A 19,157-nucleotide genomic window follows, 5' to 3' on the forward strand; every position below is an offset into this window, starting at 1 on the left:
GTGCTGCGTGCCCGTCTGCGCCCCGGTCTGCGCGCCGGCCTGCCCGCCGGCCCCCTGCGCCCCGGCGAGCAGCTGCGGCACCAAGTCGAAGAAGTGCTGAGCCACGCCGAGCAGGGTCGCATTGCGGGATCCTGCCCAGCCGTGTGTTGACGCCTCGCGCCTATCGCCGGAGCGGCCCCCGCTCCGGCATCGGCCGTCCAGGCCGGGGCGTGGACCGGGGCCGTCGCCGAGGAGGACCAGAGCCCGATGCAGGCAGCGCCATCCATCCCCTGGACCTACGCCCGCCTCGCCGGCCTGCCGCTCGTCCGGCGCCGGCGCCTCCTGCGCCTGATGCTGGCGGGGCGCGGGCTCGCCGGCCGCCTCCGGGGCGTGCGCGACGAGACGGGCTTTGCCGCCACCTTCGAGAGCGTGCTGCGCCTGCCGCGCCGCGAGGCGCTGCGGCTGTCGCGGGAGGCCCATCGCCACGACGCCGCCACCGAGCTCGAATGGTGCGCCCTGCACCGGCGTCCCGTCGCGGCGATCCGGCGCGACATGGACCGCGTCACCGTCACCGCGCCCGAGGTCATGGAGCGCGTCGCCGCGACCGGCCGGCCGGTGATCCTGGCGCCCCTGCACATGGGCGCCTACGTGCTCGGCCTCGCCACCCTGATGCTGCGCCACTTCCCCGGCCGGCCGATGCTGGTGCTGCGCCAGCGCGACGACATGGCGATGGAGACGGAAGTGATCGAGCGCCTGCGCGAGATCGGCACAGAGGTACGCTTCCTCACCGTCGACCGGCGGGCCGATTTCCTGGCGGCGGTGCGCTACGCCCAGAAGGGCGCGGTGATCGTGGTGTTCTGCGACCTCGCGCCCGCGTACGGCGCGCCGGCCGAGATGCCGATGTTCGGGCTGCCCTTCCGCTTCGCCTTCGGCACCGACGCCCTGGCGCGCCTCACCGGCGCGACCGTGGTGCCGATCGCCACCACCATGGACGACGACGGCGACACCGTGACGATCGGCCGGCCCTTCGAGGTGCGGGGTCAAGCGCCGGAGGAACGGGCGGAGGTCGCCGGCCTGATGCGCCGCCACCTCCAGGCGGCGATCGCGGCGAGGCCGGAGCAGTGGCATCTCTGGCCCTCGCTCGTCGATTATTTACCCTCGTCTGCGACGGTGCCCGACAACTCTCCGGCAGGCGGGGAGGCGCCGCAGCCCCTCGCGGCGTAAGGTCTCGCGAGCGGACGATCGATGAGCGAACCCGCGGCGCCTCCCCCCGGGGAGGCCAGTTTCCAGCGCCGGCGGCTCAGCGGCACCGTCCATCTCCAGCACGACCGCGGCAGCGTCTGGCTCGCCTGGTTCTTCGGCGGCATCATCGTGGTCATCGTGGCGGGCCTGTTCCTCGGCCGCCTCGCCCGCTCGGAGGCCGTGCGCGGCTACGTCTCGGCGGCGTCCGGCCTCACCCGCCTCGACGCCCAGGCCGCCGGCATCGTCCGGGAGATCGCGGTCAGGCAGGGCGACACCGTCAAGCGCGGCCAGCGCCTGATGCAGGTGCAGCTGCGCGAGCAGACCACCGGGGGTGTCTCGACCGTCGGGGCGACGCTGCGCAGCCTGCAGGAGCGGCGCACCGGCCTCGGCGCCGAGGAGGCGCGCCTGTCGGCCTATCTCGACTCGACCCGCGGCGACCGCGACGAGACCGAGCGCAACGTCGCGGCGGTCCTGCGCGCCCTCGACGACCAGGAGCGCACCCTCAAGGAGGGTCTGCGCCAGCAGGAGGAGATGGTCGCCCGCGTCGAGGCCTACCTGCGCCAGGGCTACGCCACCCGCGAGGCCCTCAACGGCCAGCGCCGCGCCGCCCTCGACTATGCCCGCCAGATCGCCGAGCTGCGCGCCCGCCGGGCCGAGCTGCGGCAGGGCACCTCGGAGCGCCTGCGGGCGCAGCGCACCGGCGACACCGAGAAGGCGGCCCAGCTCGCCTCGACCCGCAACGAGCTGAGCGCGATCGAGGCGCAGATCACCTCGCTCGGCGCCCAGTCGCGCATCGACGTGGTGGCGCCCACCGACGGAGAGGTCGCCGGCCTCTACGTCCAGCCCGGGGATTCGGTGACCGCCGACCAGGTGGTGGCGATCCTCGGCGACACGCGGGCCGATCCGCTGATCGTGCTCGAGGTGCCGGCGCGCGCCATCGGGCTCGCCAAGGTCGGGCAGGAGGTCGTGCTGAAATACGACGCCTTCCCGTTCAAGACCTTCGGCATCGCCAAGGGGACGATCGCGGTGATCTCCGGCACGCCCCTGCGCAACCCGATGCTGGCCTCCGCCGAGGAGGGTGGGGGCGAGGCGGCCGCCGCGGCGGCGCGCCAATCCGTCTACCGGGTCGAGGTGCGGCCCGACTCGCGCACCATGCGCGCCTACGGGATCGACGAGCCGATCCGCATCGGCTCGACGCTCTCGGCCGACATCGTGGTCGAGCGGCGCCGCCTGATCGACTGGATGCTCGACCCGATCCGGGCGATGCGCGGCCGAGGATGAGAGCCGGGGGATGATCCGATGACCGACTGGCTCAAGCGCGCGCTCGTGGGCAAGCGCCGGGTTCGCTCGATCCTGCAGAACGAGGCCAACGAGTGCGGTCTCGCGGCGCTCGCGATGGTGGCGAACTACCACCGCCACGACATCGACCTCGCCTACCTGCGGGCGCTGTTCCCGCTGTCGCGCAACGGCATGACGCTCGCCGGCATCGTGACGCTCGCCGACAGCCTCGACCTCGACGCCAGCGGCTACGCCCTCGACGGGGTGACGGAGCTGGAGCAGGTCGCGCTCCCGGCGATCCTGCACTGGCGCGGCAACCACTTCGTGGTGCTCGAGGCGATCACCCGCGGCCGCTACCACGTCCACGACCCGGAATTCGGCCTGAGGATCTACGAGCGCGCCGACATGGAGCGGCTGTTCGGCGGCATCGTGCTCGAATTCGCCCCCAGGATGGATTTCCGCGCCATCAAGGCCGGCGACCGGCTCAAGCTGCTCGACATCCTGCGCACCACCCGGGGCCTCGGCGGCATCGTCCGGCAGATCACCCTGGTCTCGGTGGCGATCTCGCTGCTCGGCCTCACCACCCCGGTGCTGCTGCAGGTCGCCCTCGACGTGGTGATCCCGCAGGTCGACCTCGACCTGATGCAGATGCTCGCCGCCGGCCTCGTCCTGATGATGCTGTTCGAGGCGTTCGGGCAATGGCTGCGCGGCTATATCTCCCTGCGCGCCGCGACGCTGCTGCAGCTCCAGTTCACCCGCAACGTCGTCGGCCACGCCTTCCGGCTGCCGCTGAGCTATTTCGAGCTGCGTCACCCCGGCGACTTCGTCACCAGGATCCAGTCGATCGACACGATCCGCAACTTCCTGGTCGGGGGCCTGGTCACGTCGTTCGCCGATATCGGCACGTCGTTCCTGCTCGTCGGGCTGATGTACTACTACTCGCCCGTCATGGCGTCGATCACCCTGGCGACGCTCGCCGCCGTGCTGGCGATGCGCTTCGTCACCTTCCCGACCCTCGACCGCGCCACCGCCGGCTCGCTCGAGGCGCGCTCGCAGGAGCAGGCGAGCCTGATCGACGGCCTGCAGCGCATCGGCGCGCTCAAGGCGCATAACAGCACCGAGCTCTTCGCCATGACCTGGTTCGAGAGCTTCGCGCGCTTCGCCAACCTCGACTTCCGGGCGAAGAAGGCCGGGCTCGACGCCGAGTTCATGATGCACGTCGTCATCGCGCTCAGCACCGTGACGACGCTCTATCTCGGCATCACCGGCGTCATCAGGAACACCCTGACGATCGGCACGCTCTACGCCTTCATCGCGCTCCGCGGCGACTTCTTCGAGCGGGTCAACCACCTGACCGCGAGCCTCCTGCAGCTCGCCGCCCTCAAGGTCCACGTCGCGCGCCTCGACGACGTGATCGGCCAGGCGCCGGAGGAGGGCCTGCACGAGGCCGGCATCCACCGGGCGATCCGCAAGGAGGTGCGGATCGAGGACGTGACCATCCGGTTCGGCCGCGGCGACGAGCCGATCCTGACGGGCGCCTCGCTCGCCATCGATGTCGGCCGCTGCGAGACCGTCGCGATCGTCGGCGCCTCGGGCTCGGGCAAGTCGTCGCTGATGCGGATCCTGGCGAGCCTCACCGAGCCGGCGGCCGGCGCGGTCACGGTCGACGGCATGCCCTTGAGCCAGTTCGGCAAGCGCGAGTACCGGGCCAATCTCGGCGTCGTCTTCGCCGATGACGGGCTGTTCGCCGGCACGGTCGCCGACAACCTGTCGCTGTTCGATCCCGCCGTGTCGCATGCCGAGATGGAGGCGGCCCTGGAGCGGGTCTCCCTGCGCGAGGAGGTCGAGCGGCTGCCGCAGGGCTACGCCACCCACGTCTCGGAGGAGGGCAGCGTGCTCTCGACCGGCCAGCGCCGGCGCCTGCTGCTCGCCCGCGCCATCTGCCGCCGGCCGCGGCTGATGCTCCTCGACGAGGTGACGGCCAACCTCGACCCCGCGACCGAGGTCGCCCTCGTCGAGAGCCTGAAGGGCGTGAAGGCGGCCAAGGTCTTCATCACCCATTCCGAGCGCCTGCTCGACCAGGTCGACCGGGTCTTCCGGGTCGAGAACGGCCGCCTCACCGAGGACCCGCGGCCGCCGGCGAGGCCCGGCGCGCCGGTGCCGGAGGCGGCGTGAGGAGAGCCGGGACCTGCGGGAGCGATGCGTCGCAGCCTCGCGGCCGTCGCCCGCGGCCATTCGCGGGCGCCCCCCTGCGCGCACCCCGTCCGGGGAGCGCGCGGGCCCCGGTCGTCGCGCGTCAGCGGATGCCGCCGCTCGCGGTGATCACCTCGCCGGTCAGCCAGCGGGCGTCGTCGGAGGCGAGGAACGCGACCACCCCGGCGATGTCGTCCGGCCGGCCGGCGCGGCCGAGAGGCGTCTGCGCGACCATGCCGGCGACCATGTCGGAGCCGACGATCCCGGCCGTCTGCGTGCCCTCGGTCACCACGAAGCCCGGGCTGACCACGTTCACCCGGATCTTGCGCGGGCCGAGCTCGTTGGCGAGCACGCCCGAGATGGCGTTCACCGCCCCCTTGGTCCCGGCATAGACCGCGGCCATCGGCGTGTGCACGTGCGTGACGGCCGAGGAGATGTTCACGATGCTGGCGCCCTCGCCGAGGTGGGCCACGGCCGCCTGGGTCGTCAGCAGGACGCCGAGCACGTTCAGGTCGAACTGGCGACGGTAATGGTCCTCGGTCAGCTCCTCGATCGCGGCGAATTCGTAGATGCCGGAATTGTTGACCAGCACGTCGAGCCGGCCGAACTGCGTCACGGCGGCCTCGATCAGGCGCTGCGCCCCGGGCGCCGTCGAGACGTCGGCCTGGACCGCGACGGCCCGGCCGCCGGCCGCCGCGATGGACGCGACGACGGCGTCGGCTCCCGCACGGCTCGATGCGTAGTTCACCACCACGGCCGCGCCTTCCTTCGCCAAGCCCTCGGCGATGGCGGCACCGATGCCCTTCGATGCGCCGGTGACGACGGCGACCTTGCCTGCGAGCTTCGACATGTGTGCTACATCCCGCCATAGGCCAGCTCCGGGGCGGAGGCTGCGCTCCCATAGTTCGGAACTTCGGAACTATGGGAGCCTGGTTCAAGACCCCACATGGATCAATGATGAGACCCCTGTTCCACCCCGCGATCGAGGACGTGCGGCCCGAGGCGATCCTGCACGCGCTCGCCGACCCCAGCCGCGCGGCGATCTTCGCCACGATCATGCGGGCCGGCTGCGTCGAGGCGTGCTCGGCCCTCGCGGCGGTCGGGGACCGGGTGATCCCGAAATCGTCGTTGTCCAACCACTTCAAGGTGCTGCGGGAAGCCGGGCTGATCCGCAGCGAGCGCCACGGCGTCGAGCTGCGCAACGCATCCCGCTGGGCCGAGGTGGAGGCCCGCTTTCCCGGCCTGCTGCCGGGGATCATCAACGCCTATGCGTCGGATGCCGGCGCGTGCCCGCGCGACGCGGAGCGTGCCGCCGCGCGATAGGGCGCCGCCGGCCTGCGCATCTGGGCCTGCCTCGTCCTGGAACGACGCCCGGGGCCGGGCGCCTCAGTGCGGCTCCGCCTCCGCCCGCGACACCCGGAGCACCGGCGCGGGCGCCGCGCTGCCGCGCAAGGGAGGCGGCGGCGCGGGCCGGGCCGCCGCGAAGGAGCGGCGCAGGTGCGGCGGCGGGGGCGCGACCGGGTCGAAGCGCCGGGCGGGCGGACCGCCGGGGCCGGCGTCGAGAAGCGCCGCCGCGGCGGCGAGCTGGAGCGACTGGCCGTCGCGCTCGTTCAGCACGATCTCGGCCGCCACCTCGGCGCTGGCGAGCTCGCCGCGGATGTTCAGCTCGTCGAGGACGGTGCGGAAGCCCGCCGCGCGCTCGATGGAGAAGCCCCGCATCGTCTCGCGCAGGTCGCGGATCCGGGCGACGAGCTGCCCGTACTGCTCGGCGGTGGCCTGGCGCCGGGCGAAGGCGATGCGGGCCGAGGTCAGGGTGGCGAGCTCCCGGTCCTGGGCCTCGTAGCCGCGCTGGCGCGCCAGCGCCGAGGCCTCGCCGATCCGCGGCAGGGTGCCGGGCTCGTAGATCGGCACGGTCGCGACCACCCGGGTGGTGGTGTCGGTGATCCGGTCGAGGACCGGGCTGTAGCCGATTTGGGCGATCTTCGAGAACTGCAGGTTGACCCGGGGCAGCAGGTCGGCGACCGCGGCCTTGGCCCCGTAGCCGGCGGCCTCGGCCTCGAGCTGCGCCGCCGCGAGGTCGGGATTGGCCCTGCGCACCAGCTCGGCGAAGGCGTCGGCGCTGCGCGGCAGCCCGTCGGGCAGGCGCGGCGGCAGCATCCTCTCCGGCGCCAGCCGGGTCAGGCGGGTGAAGTCGAGCCGCGACGCGGCGAGGTCGGCCTGCGCCCGCACCCGCAGGGCCTCGGCCTCCTGCACCCGCGAGCGGGCGAGCGCCACGTCGGTGCGGGTCGCGTCGTTGAGCTCGAGCTGCTTCTCGGTGAAGCCGGCGATCCGCTGGATCGCCGCGGCTTGCGCCTCCCGCGCCGCGAGGATCCGGGTGTCGCGCAACACCGCGAGATAGGCGATGGCGGTGTCGAGCAGCACCTGCTGGCGCCGGCCGATCAGCAGCAGCCGGCCGGATTCGGCGAGAACCCGGGCCGACTGGTAGCCGTTCCAGCGCCGGAAGCCGTCGAACAGCGGCAGGTTCGCCGTCAGGCCGACCACCGTCGGCGAGCGCCGCGGCGTCGCGTCGAGCCCGACCACCGGGGGCGCGGCCTCGGGCGAGTAGGTGATGCGGCTGCGCAGCGGCCGGTCGGCCGTGAAGGCGACGGTGGGCATGAAAGCGTCGATGGCGCCGCGCAGGCGCTCCTCGGCCCCGTCCTGGCGGGCGCGCTCGGCGCGCAGGACGAAGCTCGATTCCAGGGCCGCCGCCGAGGCCTCGTCGAGGCTCTGCGCCCGGGCCGTCCCGGCGGAGCTTGCCAACGCTGCCTGGGTCAGGACTGCCTGGGTCAGGATCGCCAGGACGCGGCCCAGCCTCTCCACCCTCGCGCGCCGCACCCGCATCTGATCTCCGAAGGGAAGGGGCGCGGTCCGCGTCGCCGGGATCGAGGCCCGGCGCGGAATCGCGCGAGCGGCCGCCCTCTTCTTCGCGCAACAGGGTGAACGAAGCCTTACCCTAGGGATCCCGCGAGCCAAGACGGCGCCCGACTTGCGGGAGAGCGCCCCAGACCCCATCATCGCCTCGCGCCATGGCCTCGACAGGGTCGCGCCTGTCGTACGGCTCGTCTCTCGCAGGCTCCGCGACGATCGACTGCGTGAGCGGTCGGGAGACCGGCCCTGCCGCCGACATGTCCGTCGACGACGACGCGCGGCGATCCCTCCCGCGGCAGGGAGGTCCCGGGCCTGTGCGTCGATCGGGACGTCCCCGCGCCTCCCGCGCCGGAACAGGCTGGACGGGGGGAGAACCTCACCGGGAAAAACCGTTTGACGCCGGGCGGCGCGCGGCCCTTCATGCCGGGCGACAAGACCGATTCACCCGGTGAGGACCGCCCTTGACCCGCCCCTGCCGCCGCTCCGCCGGCGCGGCGCCGGCCGCATGACCCGGCGCGTCGTCCAGTTCGGCACCAGCCGCTTCCTGCAGGCCCATGCCGACCTCTTCCTGCACGAGGCGCGGGAGGCCGGCCAGGATGTCGGCCCGGTCGCCGTGGTGCAGACCTCGGGCGACGCGGCCCGGGCGGGGCGCGTCGCCGCCTTCGGGGCGCCGGGCGGCTACGCGGTGATCGTCCGCGGCCTCGAGGACGGCGTCCCGGTCGAGCGCCGGACCACCGTCACGATCGTCGATCGCGGCCTCTCGGCCGCCGCCGACTGGGCGGCCGTGACCGCCCTCGTCGTCGCGGAGGCCGAGATCCTCCTCTCCAATACCGGCGATACCGGCTACGCGCTTTCGGAGGCCGATCGCGGCGCGGCCTGGGTCGCGGCGGCGCCGCCGGCCTCGTTCCCGGCCAAGCTGGCCCAGCTCCTCTACCGGCGCTGGCAGGCCGGCGGGCGCCCCGTCACGGTGCTGCCCTGCGAGCTGATCCACCGCAACGGCCGGGTGCTGCAGGGTCTCGTCCTCGACCTCGCCGGGGAGGCCGGCCTGCCGGAAGCGTTCCGGACCTGGCTGCGCGAGGGCGCGGTCTTCGCCGACACCCTCGTCGACCGCATCGTCTCGGAGCCGATCGCGCCCGTCGGCGCCGTCGCCGAGCCCTACGCCCTGTGGGCGATCGAGCGCCGGCCCGGCCTCGTGCTCCCCTGCGAGCACCCCTGCATCGTCGTCACCGACGACCTCGAACCCTACGAGCGGCTGAAGCTGCACATCCTCAATCTCGGCCATACGGTCCTCGCCGAGATCTGGCAGCGCGAGGGCCGGCCGGCCGACGAGACCGTGCGGGCGATCCTGGCCGATCCGGCGATCCGGGCGCGGCTCGACGCGCTCTACCGCGACGAGGTCGTGCCGGGCTTCGCCGCGCGGGGGATGGGCGAGGAGGCGCGGGCCTACGTCGCCGCCACCCTCGACCGGTTCCTCAACCCGTCCCTGGACCACCGCCTCGCCGACATCGCCCAGAACCACGCCCAGAAGGTCGAGCGCCGCATCCCCGCCTTCCTGGCCTGGGTGGAGGCGGCCGGCGCCGCGCCCGCGGCACCGACGCTCCGGGCGCTCGCGGCGGCCTACGGCCACTGATCCTCGAAGGACCGACGATCCCATGACGATGCTCATCTGCGACGAGCCGGGCCCATGAAGGTGCTCATCTGCGACGAGCCGGGCCGGCTGCGGCTGATCGAACGACCCGAGCCGGTCCCGGCCGAGGGCGAGGCGCTGGTGCGCATCCGCCGGGTCGGGATCTGCGGCACGGATTTCCACATCTACCAGGGCAAGCACCCGTTCCTGAACTATCCGCGGGTGATGGGGCACGAGCTGTCGGGCACGATCGAGCGGGCGCCGACCGGCAGCGGGCTCCGGGCGGGGCAGAACGCCTACATCGTGCCCTACCTGTCCTGCGGGACCTGCGTCGCCTGCCGCAAGGGCGTGACCAATGCCTGCCAGGCCATCTCGGTGCTCGGCGTCCATTGCGACGGCGGCATGGCCGAGCTGATCAGTGTGCCCGCGGCCAACGTCGTGCCGGTCGGCGACACCCCGCTCGACGACGCCGCGATGATCGAGTTCCTGGCGATCGGCGCCCACGGGGTGAAGCGCGGCGGCATCGCCGCCGCGGACCGGGTGCTGGTGGCCGGCGCCGGGCCGATCGGCATGGCGGCGGCGATCTTCGCCAAGGCGCGCGGCGCCCACGTCACCGTGATGGACCTGCGCGAGGACCGGCTCGCCTTCACGCGGGATGCGCTCGGCGCCGACGCGCTTCTACCGGCGGGCGACGCGGCGGAGGCCGAGGCGGCGGCCGCGACCTCCGGCGACCTCTACGATTGCGTCATCGACTGCACCGGCAACCGGGCGGCGATGCAGCGCGGCTTCGGCTTCGTCGGCCATGGCGGCCGCTACGTGCTGGTGAGCGTGGTGCGCGACGACATCACCTTCTCGGACCCCGAGTTCCACAAGCGCGAGACGACGCTGCTGGCGAGCCGCAACGCCCAGCCGGACGACTTCGCCGAGGTGGTGCGCCAGATGCAGGCCGGCCGCGTGCCGACCGCGGCGTTGCGCACCCATCGCGGGCCGCTGGCGGCAGGGGCGGACCTGTTCCGCGACTGGCTGCGGCCGGAGGCCGGGGTGATCAAGGCGATCCTGGAGGTGTGATGCCTTGCGCCTTCGAACGGATCCGTTCGAAGGCGCCGGCCAGGCCCGCAGGGTTTCCCTGTCCTCGCGCCGACGATGCAGTCGTCCGGGACAGGGAGCGTCCCGGCGATCGACCGGGGGCGAGGAGGGCGGGCACGCACCCTCACGGGTTGACCCGCACCCCGACGAGATAGGTGTCGGAATGGTAGCTCGAGCCCACCGCCGTGCTGCGCAGCAATTCGCGGGCGTAGCTCGCGCGCAGGCCGAGCCAGCGGTTGAGCCGGTAGTCGAGCTTGACGCCGGCGCTGTAGCCCTGCTCGCGGATGCTGGTGCCCTGGTAGTCGTTGCTGATCAGGGTGCCGGTCAGCGTCAGGCGCAGGTTGCGGCGCAGGTCGTGGGTGATCTCGGCGATCGCGGTGCGGGTGAGGATGCCGCTCGCCCCCGGCACGATGGTCTCGACGACCCCGGTCGAGGCGCCGACCCGGAACGCGGTCAGCGGCGTCACCGCCCAGGTCACCGTGCCGTCGATCACCGGACCGGTGACGTCGCGCAGGCGCGGATCGGCGTAGTGGCGCGACAGGTAGCCGGCCGAGACCTCGCCGGTGAGGAGCCGGCTGAACTCGAAGCTCGATCCGGCACGCACCGTGATGCCGTCGGAGTCGCGGCGCAGGCCGAACTGGTCGACCGCGAAGTCGTGGATGCGGGTATCGACCAGGGTGTCGACGAAGGGCGTGAAGCCGGGGCGGATCTCGTAGCCGGTGCGCAGGCGCAGGCCGAACTGGTTGGCGTTGCGGTCGTCCTGGCGCAGGATCGTGCCGTCGGGCAGCTGCGCGTTCTCGAAGGTCTGGCGGTCGACGAGGCCCGCCACCGTGACCTGCAGCCGGTTGAAGCTCTGCGTCACCCCGACGGTGCCGCCATAGGTCGCGACGAGCGGCCGGTCGCGGACCTGGACCGCGAGGTCCGGGCTGCCGGCGCGCTGGGTCGAGATCGCGTAGCGGCCCTCGACGTCGACCTTGGTGTCGCGGGCGACGTCGAGGCGCAGCCGCATCGCGCCGTCGCCGTCCGGCCGGTTGGCGTTGCGGTTGTCCGGATAGGTGAAGTAGCCGCCGCGCAACTCGCCGGTGAGCGAGTGGGACGACCAGTCGCTCTCGACCCGCAACTCGCCCTGGCTGCGGATCGCCAGGGAGCCGCGGCGGTAGATCGAGCGGTCGGGGTTCGAATCGTAGCCGACGCTCTCCTGCAGGGCCGGGAACAGGGTCAGGCCGCCGACCCGGATGCCGAGCGGCGCGTAGGGGTCGAGGGGGTCGATCGGCCGGCGCCGCAGCAGCGGCGCCGCGGCGGCGAGATCGGGCAGGCCCGAGACCGGAAGCTGCACGGTGGGGCGCAGCCGCAGGTCGTCGGCGGTGCCCGGCCGGATCGTCTGGCGGGTGGTGGCGGCGGTGGGCTGGCGCGTCCGCCGCTGGGGAGTGCGCGTCCGCGCGCCGGAGCGGGACGCGGCCCCGCCGCGGGGCAGGGCGCCCGGGAACGCCTGAGGGCCCCGCAGCGCGAAGGTGTCGGGATCCTGGCCGCCCGGCAGCGGGCCGGCCAGCGCCGGATCGGACGCCTGGCCGGATCCTTGCCCGGATCCTTGCCCCGATCCGCCTTGCCCGAATGCTCCCTGGCCGAGCGCTCCCTGGCCGGACGCCGTCGTCTGGGCGTCCGCCGCTCCCGCGGCGAGGAGGGAGGCGGCCAGCACCAGGACCGGGATGCCGGGCGCGGCCCGTCCGCGTGTTCGCCGCTCGTCCGCCACGGGCCTGCCGCTCCGCTCCGCCGGGGCCCGCCGGGGCGCCGGACCGTCATGGTTAAGAGCGGTACAACGGTCAGGGTTAAGTCACCGTAACCGGCGCCGAGATCATCTCTCCGGCGGCGCCCCGTCCCCGGGGCCGAGGGCGCGCTGCATCAGCACGGTGTCGAGCCAGGTGCCGTGCTTCCAGCCGACCGAGGTCAGCACCCCGACGTGACGGAAGCCGAGGGCGGCGTGGAGCCCGATCGAGGCGGCGTTGCCGGAATCCCCGATCACCGCCACCATCTGGCGAAAGCCCGCTTCCGTCGCCGCCGCGATCAGGCCGGCGAGGAGGCGCCGGCCGAGGCCGCGCCCGGCCTCCTCCGGCCGCAGGTAGACGGAGGTCTCGACCGTGCCGCGATAGGCCGGCCGAGGCCGGTAGGGCCCCGCATAGGCGTAGCCGAGGACCGCGCCCGCCCGCTCGGCCACGAGGTAGGGGTAGCCGCCCGCGACCAGCGCCGCGCGCCGCCGCGCCATCTCGGGCAGGTCCGGCGGCTCGAGCTCGAACGAGGCCCGGCCGGTCGCGACCGCGTGGGCGTAGATCGCCGTCACCGCCGGCAGGTCGCCCTCCGCGCAAGGACGGATCCCGACACCGTCATCCTCCGCCATCGCCCGAACCCTCCGGTGGAAACGCGCCCTCCCGCACCTTTCGGGGGCGGCCGGCGAAACCTTATATTCGGGTCATGGCCGCTTCACCCCCCGGACGCCCCCAGGTCCGCCGCCTCGATCCCGTCCTCGTCGACCGCATCGCCGCCGGCGAGGTGGTCGAGCGGCCGGCCTCGGCGGTCAAGGAGCTGGTCGAGAACGCGGTCGATGCCGGCGCGTCGAGCATCGCGGTGACGATCGCCGCCGGCGGGCGCAGGCTGATCCGGGTCGTCGACGACGGCGGCGGCATGAGCGCCGACGACCTCGCCCTCGCGGTCGAGCGCCACGCCACCTCGAAGCTGCCGGACGGCGACCTCGAACGCATCGACACGCTCGGCTTTCGCGGCGAGGCGCTGCCGTCGATCGGCGCGGTGGCGCGGCTGGCCATCACCTCGCGCGTGCCCGGCACCGAGACCGGGCACGTCATCGTGGTCGATGCCGGCCACAAGGGGCCGGTGCGGCCGGCCGCCGCCCAGCCCGGCACCCGGATCGAGGTGACGGACCTGTTCGCCGCGACCCCGGCGCGGCTGAAGTTCCTCAAGTCCGACCGGGCGGAAGCGACGGCGGTGGGCGAGATCCTGCGCCGCCTCGCGGTCGCCCATCCGCAGATCCGCTTCACCCTCACGGGCGAGGGCTCGTCCGCCTCCGGCCTCGTCCTCCCGGCCGAGACCGGGCCGGGCTCCTGGCTGCGCCGGCTCGTCGCGGTGCTCGGCCCCGAATTCGGCCAGAACTCGGCCCCCTTGAGCCTCGAGCGCGAGGCCTTCGCCCTCGACGGCCATGTCGGCCTGCCGACCTTCCACCGGGCGGCGGCGACGCATGTCCACTTCGTCGTCAACGGCCGGCCGGTGCGCGACCGGCTGCTGCTCTCGGCGGTGCGCGGGGCGTATGCCGACGTGATGGCCTCCGACCGCCACCCGGTGCTGGCGCTCGCGCTCACCTGCGATCCGGCCCTCGTCGACGTCAACGTCCACCCGGCCAAGACCGAGGTGCGCTTCCGCGATCCGGGTCTCGTGCGCGGGCTGATCGTCAGCGCCATCCACGAGGCCCTGCGCCGGGAGGGCGGGCGCAGCTCTGGCACGGTGGCGGCCCGCACCCTGGAGAGCCTGCGGCCGGCGCAGGCGCCGCTCTCCATGCCGTCCTCCATGCCGTCCACCCTGCCGGCCGCCGCCTCCCGCCCGCCCGCGAGCCTGTTCGCCCGGCGCGACGAGACCGCGCCGCGGCCGGCCGGCTCGGGCCGGGTCGAGGCGTTCGAGCGGGATTTCGGCCCGCCGCCCTGGGGTGCGCAGGAGCCCGGCCAGGCCGCCTACGAGGCGCCGCCGCAAGGGGGTGGGCAGGAGGGTGGCAGCGGCGAGGCGGGCGGGCCGGGCGGCTTCGGCGAGGCGGGCCAGGCCCTGTTCGCCGGCGACCTCGCCGCGCCGAGCGCCGATTGGCGGGCGCCGCCCGCCGAGGCGGGCGGCCCGGCATCGGAGCAGCACCCGCTCGGCGCGGCGCGGGCGCAGCTGCACGAGACCTACATCGTCGCCCAGACCCGGGACGGGATCGTCATCGTCGACCAGCACGCCGCCCACGAGCGGCTGGTCTACGAGCGGCTGAAGCGCGAGCGGGCCGGCGGCGGCATCGCCCGCCAGATCCTGCTGATCCCCGAGGTGGTCGAGCTCGACCCCGTCGAGGCCGACCGCCTCGCCGACGCCGCGGACGCGCTGCAGGATCTCGGCCTCGTGCTCGAGGCCTTCGGCCACGGCGCCGTGCTGGTGCGGGAGGTGCCCGCGGCGCTCGCCGGCGGGTCGTTGCGTGCGCTCCTCACCGACGTGGTCGACGCGCTCATCGAGGGCGGGGCCGACCCGCTCGCCCGCCGCCTCGACGCCGTCCTGTCGCGCATGAGCTGCCACGGCTCGATCCGGGCCGGCCGCCGCCTGCGGCCGGAGGAGATGAACGCCCTCCTGCGCGAGATGGAGGCGACGCCGTTCTCCGGCCAGTGCAACCACGGCCGCCCGACCTATGTCGAGCTGAAGCTGTCGGACGTGGAGCGGTTGTTCGGGCGGCGGTGAACCGCCCGTCGGGCCGCCCCGGTAGGATCGGGCGGCCCCATCGTCGGGCAGCCCGGCATGTCCGCGCGCGGCGCGGCGCCCTCGTCGACCGCGACGGGTACGAGCGCCTCTGCGAGGCGGCGGCGGACGGCGAGCGGCCGGACTCCGTCGACGGGCAGGTCTTTCGCATGATGGCCGGCGGCTCGACCGCGCATGCCGACCGGGCGCACCCCGCCACCCCGCAGCCCCGGCGGGGACCATCGCCCCACGACCCGCCGGGACCCCGGCCCGATCAATCGGCCGCAGCATCGCCGAGTACGGCGGCACGATGTCCCGATACCACGACAGTGAATCATCCTGTATAGAGAGCATGAGCGAGGACGAAACCTCGCCCGCCATCTTGGGTCAGCCTCTCCTGCGACGGAATCCGGGCGGCGCGCGGCGCCGCGACCGGGCCGGCCTTCCGCGGCCGACGTCCCCGCGCCCCGACGACGCGCCGGCGCCACGTCCGGCACGGGACCGCCGGTCCCGCACGAGGAGACCCCCGATGGAGATCCGCAAATGCGCCGCCGAGTGCATCGGCACCTTCTGGCTCACCTTCGCGGGTTGCGGCAGCGCCGTGATCGCCGCGGCCTTCCCGCAGGTCGGCATCGGCCTCGTCGGCGTCTCGCTCGCCTTCGGCCTCACCGTCGTCACCATGGCCTACGCCGTCGGCCACGTCTCGGGCTGCCACCTCAACCCGGCGGTGACGATCGGGCTCGCCGCGGGACGGCGCTTCCCGGGCCGGGACGTCGTCCCCTACATCGCCGCGCAGCTCGTCGGGGCGATCCTGGCGGCGGGCCTGCTCTACGCCATCGCCAGCGGCGCGCCGGGCTTCGACCTCGCCAAGGGGTTCGCGGCGAACGGCTACGGCGAGCACTCGCCCGGGCAGTATTCCCTGATGTCGTGCCTGCTGGCCGAGGTGGTGCTGACCATGATGTTCCTGTTCGTCATCATGGGGGCGACCCACGGCAAGGCGCCGGTGGGCTTCGCGCCCCTGGCGATCGGGCTCTGCCTCACCCTCGTCCACCTCGTCGGCATCCCGGTCACCAACCTGTCGGCCAACCCGGCCCGCAGCACCGGCCCGGCCCTGGTCGTCGGCGGCTGGGCGCTGGCGCAGCTCTGGCTGTTCTGGGTCGCGCCGATCCTCGGGGGAGCGCTCGGCGGCATCCTGTACCGCTGGCTGAGCGAGGAGCCCTCGGCCGCCGTCACCGGCGTGTCGCGGGCCGCCGCCACGCCCTGACCACCCGGGGCGCCGGGCCGGCGCCCCCTTTCCGATCCATCCGGCGCCGGGCCGGCGCCCCTTTCCGATCCATCCGGCGCCGGGCCGGCGCCCCTTTCCGATCCATCCGGCGCCGGGCCGGCGCTCAGCCGGCCGCCGCCTCGTCGAGCCGCCCGGCCGGATCGTGCGGGCTGAGGCCGCGCCGGTCGCGGGCATCGCCGATCACCCGGGCCGGCACGCCGACCGCCAGGGCGAAATCGGGCAGGTCGGCGGCGACGACCGCCCCGGCGCCGACCATCGCGCCCCGGCCGACCGCGACGCCGGGCAGCACCGTGGCCCGCGAGCCGAGCGACGCGCCGGCGCCGATCCGGGTCGGCCGGACGGCGTCGCCGGCCGCGTCCTCGCCGGCCTCGCCGATCACCACGCCGTGGCCGACGAACACGCCCTCGCCGAGCTCGACGCGGGCGCCGAGCACGCTGTGCGAGGAGACCTTGCAGCGCGGGCCGACGCTGCTGCCCGGCCGGATCTGCACGAACGGCCCGACCCGGGCGCCGGCGCCGATGCGGCAGCCCGCGAGGTCGACGAGGTCCGGATGCGTGAGGCTGGCGCCCTCGTCGAGGGAGACGTTCGTGATCGGCATGCGAGGGCTCCGGTTGTCCCGCGTCTCCGCCGCGACGGCGCGGGGCGGATGACGCAGGTCTCGTCCCGGCAACCTAGGCGGCCGCCGGCCCGTCCGGCAGCACCGGCTTTCGGGGCGAAGGGCTCCGCTTGCCTCGGCCGGCCGGGGCGGGGGAGGCGGCGGCCCTCCGCCACCGGGAGGTGGCCGCCTCCTCCCGATGGTGGAGCCCGGCGTTTCCCACCCGGTCCGAACGGGTGAGCGGCGAGCGAACGGGCCGTGTGCCGCCTCCCCCGGCCGGAGGGCCCGAGCCTCCGCTTACGCCGATCCGCGGCGTTCCGGCCCGGCCCGGGCCGGACGTAAACCGGAGGCACGGGTGGACAGCGGGATCGCGAGATCCCGCCTCGTCCGCCCGCGGCGGCCACCGGCGCCCGCGGGGGAGCCGCCGACACCCGGATCCCTCGCCGCGGTCGAGCCGAAGAGAGCGCGATCTTGCTGAACAACCCGATCTGGACCGACCAGTCCCTCGCCCCGCGCCTGCGGGACGACCCGCCGGAGACCCGGACGCTCGAAGTCCGCGACATCCTCGCGTTCCTGCGCCGACGGCGTGCCCGCATCCTGGCCTGCGCCCTCGCCGGGGCGGCGCTCGGCGCCCTCTACGCGCTCGCCGCGCCGCCGGTCTACACCGCCAGGGCGCAGCTCGTGATCGATTCCAAGATGCCGCCGCTCTTCGCCGAGCCCGGCGCCGATGCGCGCTCCATCATCGATTCCGGCCAGATCGCCAACCAGATCGCGATCCTGCGCTCCGAGAAGGTCGCCCGGATGGTGATCGACAAGCTCGGCCTGCGCGGTGACCCGGAATTCGGCGGGGCCGCCGCCTCCCGGCCCCCGGGCTGGATGCCGGCCTGGCTCCTCGCCGCGAAGGACCGCCTGGAGACCCTGGCGGTGAGCGCCCGCGCGGCGTTCAAGGGGGCGACCGGGCGGGCGGAGGGCGGCGAGGCGAACGACCGCGACCTCGAGGCGGAACGGGGCCTGCTCGACACCTTCGCGGCGCGGCTCGACGTGCGCCGCTCCGGCCTCGCCTACGCCCTCGACATCAGCTTCTCGGCCCGCAACCCGCAGAAGGCCGCCGACATCGTCAACGCCGTGGTCGAGCAGTTCCTGCGCGAGAAGATGGAGGCCCGCATCGAGGCCTCGCGCTACGCCACCGACTGGCTCAACGAGCGCGTCGACCGCTTCCGAACCCAGATGAACACGGCGATCCGGGCGGTGCAGGAATTCCGCGCCTCGCACAATTACCGCATCCGGCGCACCCGGCGCGACGAGACCGACGGGCCGGTGGCGAGCGCCGGCGCCCAGATCGCCCCCAAGCCGTCCGCCGATATCGCGCCGCGGGCGCCCGGGGACGACGAGCCCGGCACCCTGGAGGAGCTCGAATCCGCCGCCGAGACCTCGCGCAAGGTCTACGAGAGCCTGCTCGTGGTGCTGGCCGAGGCGGTGCAGCGCCAGAGCGCCCCGGTGGTCGATTCGCGGGTCATCACCGCGGCGACCCGCCCGCTGTTCCGCTCCAACCCGGGCCTGCGGCTGACGATGCCGGCCGGGGCGGCGGCCGGCGCCGGGCTGTTCGTCGCCGTCGGGGTCGCCGGCCTGCTCCTCGACGGGCGCGCCCGCTCCCGGCGCCAGGTCCAGGCCGCGACCGGGCGGAACTGCCTCGGCTGGATCGCCGGCACGCCGGGTGCGCGCCGCCGCGGCCTCACCGACGAGGCACGGCTCTGCGCCGGGCTGGCCGAGGGCCTGCAATGGACGCGGCTCTCCCTCGCCGCGGCGGGCCATGCCGCGCCGCTGCGCACCATCGGCCTCACGGGGGCCGGGCGGATCTGCGGGCGCACCAAGGCGCTCGCGGCGGTCGAGCTCGCGCGGCTCTACGCGGCCTCCGGCGCGCGCGCCCTCGTCATCGACGCCGACGCCGCCGACCCGGTGCTGCCGCAGGCCGGGGCGGGCGAGGGCATCGTCGCGGCCCTGCGCGGCTTCGGGACCGAGGCGGCCGAGACCTGGCGCGCCCACGTCACGGCCCTGGGCGAGGGCTGCGACGTGCTGCCCCTCGCCCACGAGGCGCTGCCCTCGCCGCACTGGCTCGGCTCCCCCGCCATGGAGGCGCTGCTCACGAGCCTCACCGAGACCTACGACGTGGTGATCGTCGACCTGCCGCCGGTCGGCCGCTCGACCGCCGTCGTGGCGCTCGCGCCGCTGCTCGACGGGGTGGTGCTGATGACCGAGTGGGGCCGCACGCCGCTGCGCACCCTGACCGAGGCCTGCGAGACGCTGGAGCACGCCCGCGCCCGCATCCTCGGCACCGTCACCACGCAGGTCGACCGCACCGCGCTCGAGGGCTGAGGGGTGACCTGAACCGCCGCATGACGCCCGTCAGTCAGGCATATCGTGCATGATTGACGGGCAATTCAGCATAATGACGCCTGTTGCATGCCGTCATTGCATATCGCAACTGCGAGATC

At 74.3% G+C, this 19,157-nt stretch carries 14 protein-coding genes; 9 read left to right on the plus strand and 5 right to left on the minus strand.

What is annotated here, in order from left to right; all coding sequences use genetic code 11:
- Positions 1-246 precede the first annotated feature (246 nt).
- Genes A5481_RS28965 through A5481_RS28975 form a run of 3 tightly spaced genes read left to right on the plus strand, consistent with a single transcriptional unit; the run spans position 247 to position 4,674 of the window.
- Complete coding sequence (locus A5481_RS28965; protein ID WP_048433859.1) at positions 247-1,203, plus strand: lysophospholipid acyltransferase family protein; 957 nt, start codon at positions 247-249, stop codon at positions 1,201-1,203.
- A 21-nt stretch (positions 1,204-1,224) separates the two neighbouring features.
- Positions 1,225-2,502, plus strand: a complete 1,278-nt coding sequence (locus tag A5481_RS28970; RefSeq protein ID WP_048433860.1) for an HlyD family secretion protein — start codon at positions 1,225-1,227, stop codon at positions 2,500-2,502.
- 18 nt (positions 2,503-2,520) lie between these two features.
- On the plus strand, positions 2,521-4,674 hold the full coding sequence (locus A5481_RS28975; RefSeq protein ID WP_048433861.1) for a peptidase domain-containing ABC transporter: 2,154 nt from the start codon (positions 2,521-2,523) through the stop codon (positions 4,672-4,674).
- 121 nt (positions 4,675-4,795) lie between these two features.
- On the opposite strand, the gene A5481_RS28980 is transcribed toward A5481_RS28975, so the two are convergent.
- Complete coding sequence (locus A5481_RS28980; RefSeq protein WP_048433862.1) at positions 4,796-5,542, minus strand: glucose 1-dehydrogenase; 747 nt, start codon at positions 5,540-5,542, stop codon at positions 4,796-4,798.
- A gap of 107 nt (positions 5,543-5,649) precedes the next feature.
- Here A5481_RS28980 and A5481_RS28985 point away from each other — a divergent pair, with 107 nt between their 5' ends.
- Positions 5,650-6,015 (plus strand): ArsR/SmtB family transcription factor, encoded by a 366-nt coding sequence (locus A5481_RS28985; RefSeq protein ID WP_048433871.1) that lies wholly within the window; start codon positions 5,650-5,652, stop codon positions 6,013-6,015.
- 63 nt (positions 6,016-6,078) lie between these two features.
- On the opposite strand, the gene A5481_RS28990 is transcribed toward A5481_RS28985, so the two are convergent.
- Positions 6,079-7,572, minus strand: a complete 1,494-nt coding sequence (locus A5481_RS28990) for a TolC family protein (protein ID WP_082173110.1) — start codon at positions 7,570-7,572, stop codon at positions 6,079-6,081.
- A gap of 532 nt (positions 7,573-8,104) precedes the next feature.
- Here A5481_RS28990 and A5481_RS28995 point away from each other — a divergent pair.
- Complete coding sequence (locus tag A5481_RS28995) at positions 8,105-9,229, plus strand: mannitol dehydrogenase family protein (protein WP_048433873.1); 1,125 nt, start codon at positions 8,105-8,107, stop codon at positions 9,227-9,229.
- A gap of 54 nt (positions 9,230-9,283) precedes the next feature.
- The gene (locus tag A5481_RS29000; RefSeq protein ID WP_048433863.1) at positions 9,284-10,294 is read left to right on the plus strand and encodes a zinc-binding alcohol dehydrogenase family protein; all 1,011 of its coding nucleotides are present in this window, start codon (positions 9,284-9,286) and stop codon (positions 10,292-10,294) included.
- A 142-nt stretch (positions 10,295-10,436) separates the two neighbouring features.
- Here the strand turns inward: A5481_RS29000 and A5481_RS29005 are convergent, their stop codons facing one another.
- A complete protein-coding gene (locus A5481_RS29005; protein WP_048433864.1) occupies positions 10,437-12,062 on the minus strand; it encodes an outer membrane beta-barrel protein in 1,626 nt (541 codons plus the stop codon).
- 102 nt (positions 12,063-12,164) lie between these two features.
- Entirely contained in the window at positions 12,165-12,704 is a 540-nt protein-coding gene (locus A5481_RS29010; RefSeq protein ID WP_048433865.1) for a GNAT family N-acetyltransferase, read from the minus strand.
- A gap of 74 nt (positions 12,705-12,778) precedes the next feature.
- Between A5481_RS29010 and mutL the strand changes: the two genes are divergently transcribed.
- The gene (gene mutL, locus A5481_RS29015; protein WP_064504461.1) at positions 12,779-14,788 is read left to right on the plus strand and encodes a DNA mismatch repair endonuclease MutL; all 2,010 of its coding nucleotides are present in this window, start codon (positions 12,779-12,781) and stop codon (positions 14,786-14,788) included.
- Between the two features lie 526 nt (positions 14,789-15,314).
- Positions 15,315-16,049, plus strand: a complete 735-nt coding sequence (gene aqpZ, locus A5481_RS29020; RefSeq protein WP_048434257.1) for an aquaporin Z — start codon at positions 15,315-15,317, stop codon at positions 16,047-16,049.
- Positions 16,050-16,173: 124 nt separating this feature from the next.
- Here aqpZ and A5481_RS29025 read toward each other — a convergent pair whose 3' ends face one another.
- A complete protein-coding gene (locus tag A5481_RS29025) occupies positions 16,174-16,668 on the minus strand; it encodes an acyltransferase (RefSeq protein WP_048434258.1) in 495 nt (164 codons plus the stop codon).
- A gap of 468 nt (positions 16,669-17,136) precedes the next feature.
- Here A5481_RS29025 and A5481_RS29030 point away from each other — a divergent pair, with 468 nt between their 5' ends.
- Positions 17,137-19,038, plus strand: coding sequence for a polysaccharide biosynthesis tyrosine autokinase (locus tag A5481_RS29030; RefSeq protein WP_048434259.1), 1,902 nt, complete (start codon positions 17,137-17,139; stop codon positions 19,036-19,038).
- Positions 19,039-19,157 lie beyond the last annotated feature (119 nt).

The sequence above is a fragment of the Methylobacterium platani genome, from assembly GCF_001653715.1.
Classification (GTDB): domain Bacteria; phylum Pseudomonadota; class Alphaproteobacteria; order Rhizobiales; family Beijerinckiaceae; genus Methylobacterium; species Methylobacterium platani.

What these genes read in the sequence shown, in the direction of transcription:
- A5481_RS28965 (WP_048433859.1), top strand. Translation starts at nt 247, where the DNA reads ATGCAGGCAGCGCCATCCATCCCCTGGACCTACGCCCGCCTCGCCGGC.
- A5481_RS28970 (WP_048433860.1), top strand. Translation starts at nt 1,225, where the DNA reads ATGAGCGAACCCGCGGCGCCTCCCCCCGGGGAGGCCAGTTTCCAGCGC.
- A5481_RS28975 (WP_048433861.1), top strand. Translation starts at nt 2,521, where the DNA reads ATGACCGACTGGCTCAAGCGCGCGCTCGTGGGCAAGCGCCGGGTTCGC.
- A5481_RS28980 (WP_048433862.1), bottom strand. Translation starts at nt 5,542, where the DNA reads ATGTCGAAGCTCGCAGGCAAGGTCGCCGTCGTCACCGGCGCATCGAAG.
- A5481_RS28985 (WP_048433871.1), top strand. Translation starts at nt 5,650, where the DNA reads ATGAGACCCCTGTTCCACCCCGCGATCGAGGACGTGCGGCCCGAGGCG.
- A5481_RS28990 (WP_082173110.1), bottom strand. Translation starts at nt 7,572, where the DNA reads ATGCGGGTGCGGCGCGCGAGGGTGGAGAGGCTGGGCCGCGTCCTGGCG.
- A5481_RS28995 (WP_048433873.1), top strand. Translation starts at nt 8,105, where the DNA reads ATGACCCGGCGCGTCGTCCAGTTCGGCACCAGCCGCTTCCTGCAGGCC.
- A5481_RS29000 (WP_048433863.1), top strand. Translation starts at nt 9,284, where the DNA reads ATGAAGGTGCTCATCTGCGACGAGCCGGGCCGGCTGCGGCTGATCGAA.
- A5481_RS29010 (WP_048433865.1), bottom strand. Translation starts at nt 12,704, where the DNA reads ATGGCGGAGGATGACGGTGTCGGGATCCGTCCTTGCGCGGAGGGCGAC.
- mutL (WP_064504461.1), top strand. Translation starts at nt 12,779, where the DNA reads ATGGCCGCTTCACCCCCCGGACGCCCCCAGGTCCGCCGCCTCGATCCC.
- aqpZ (WP_048434257.1), top strand. Translation starts at nt 15,315, where the DNA reads ATGGAGATCCGCAAATGCGCCGCCGAGTGCATCGGCACCTTCTGGCTC.
- A5481_RS29025 (WP_048434258.1), bottom strand. Translation starts at nt 16,668, where the DNA reads ATGCCGATCACGAACGTCTCCCTCGACGAGGGCGCCAGCCTCACGCAT.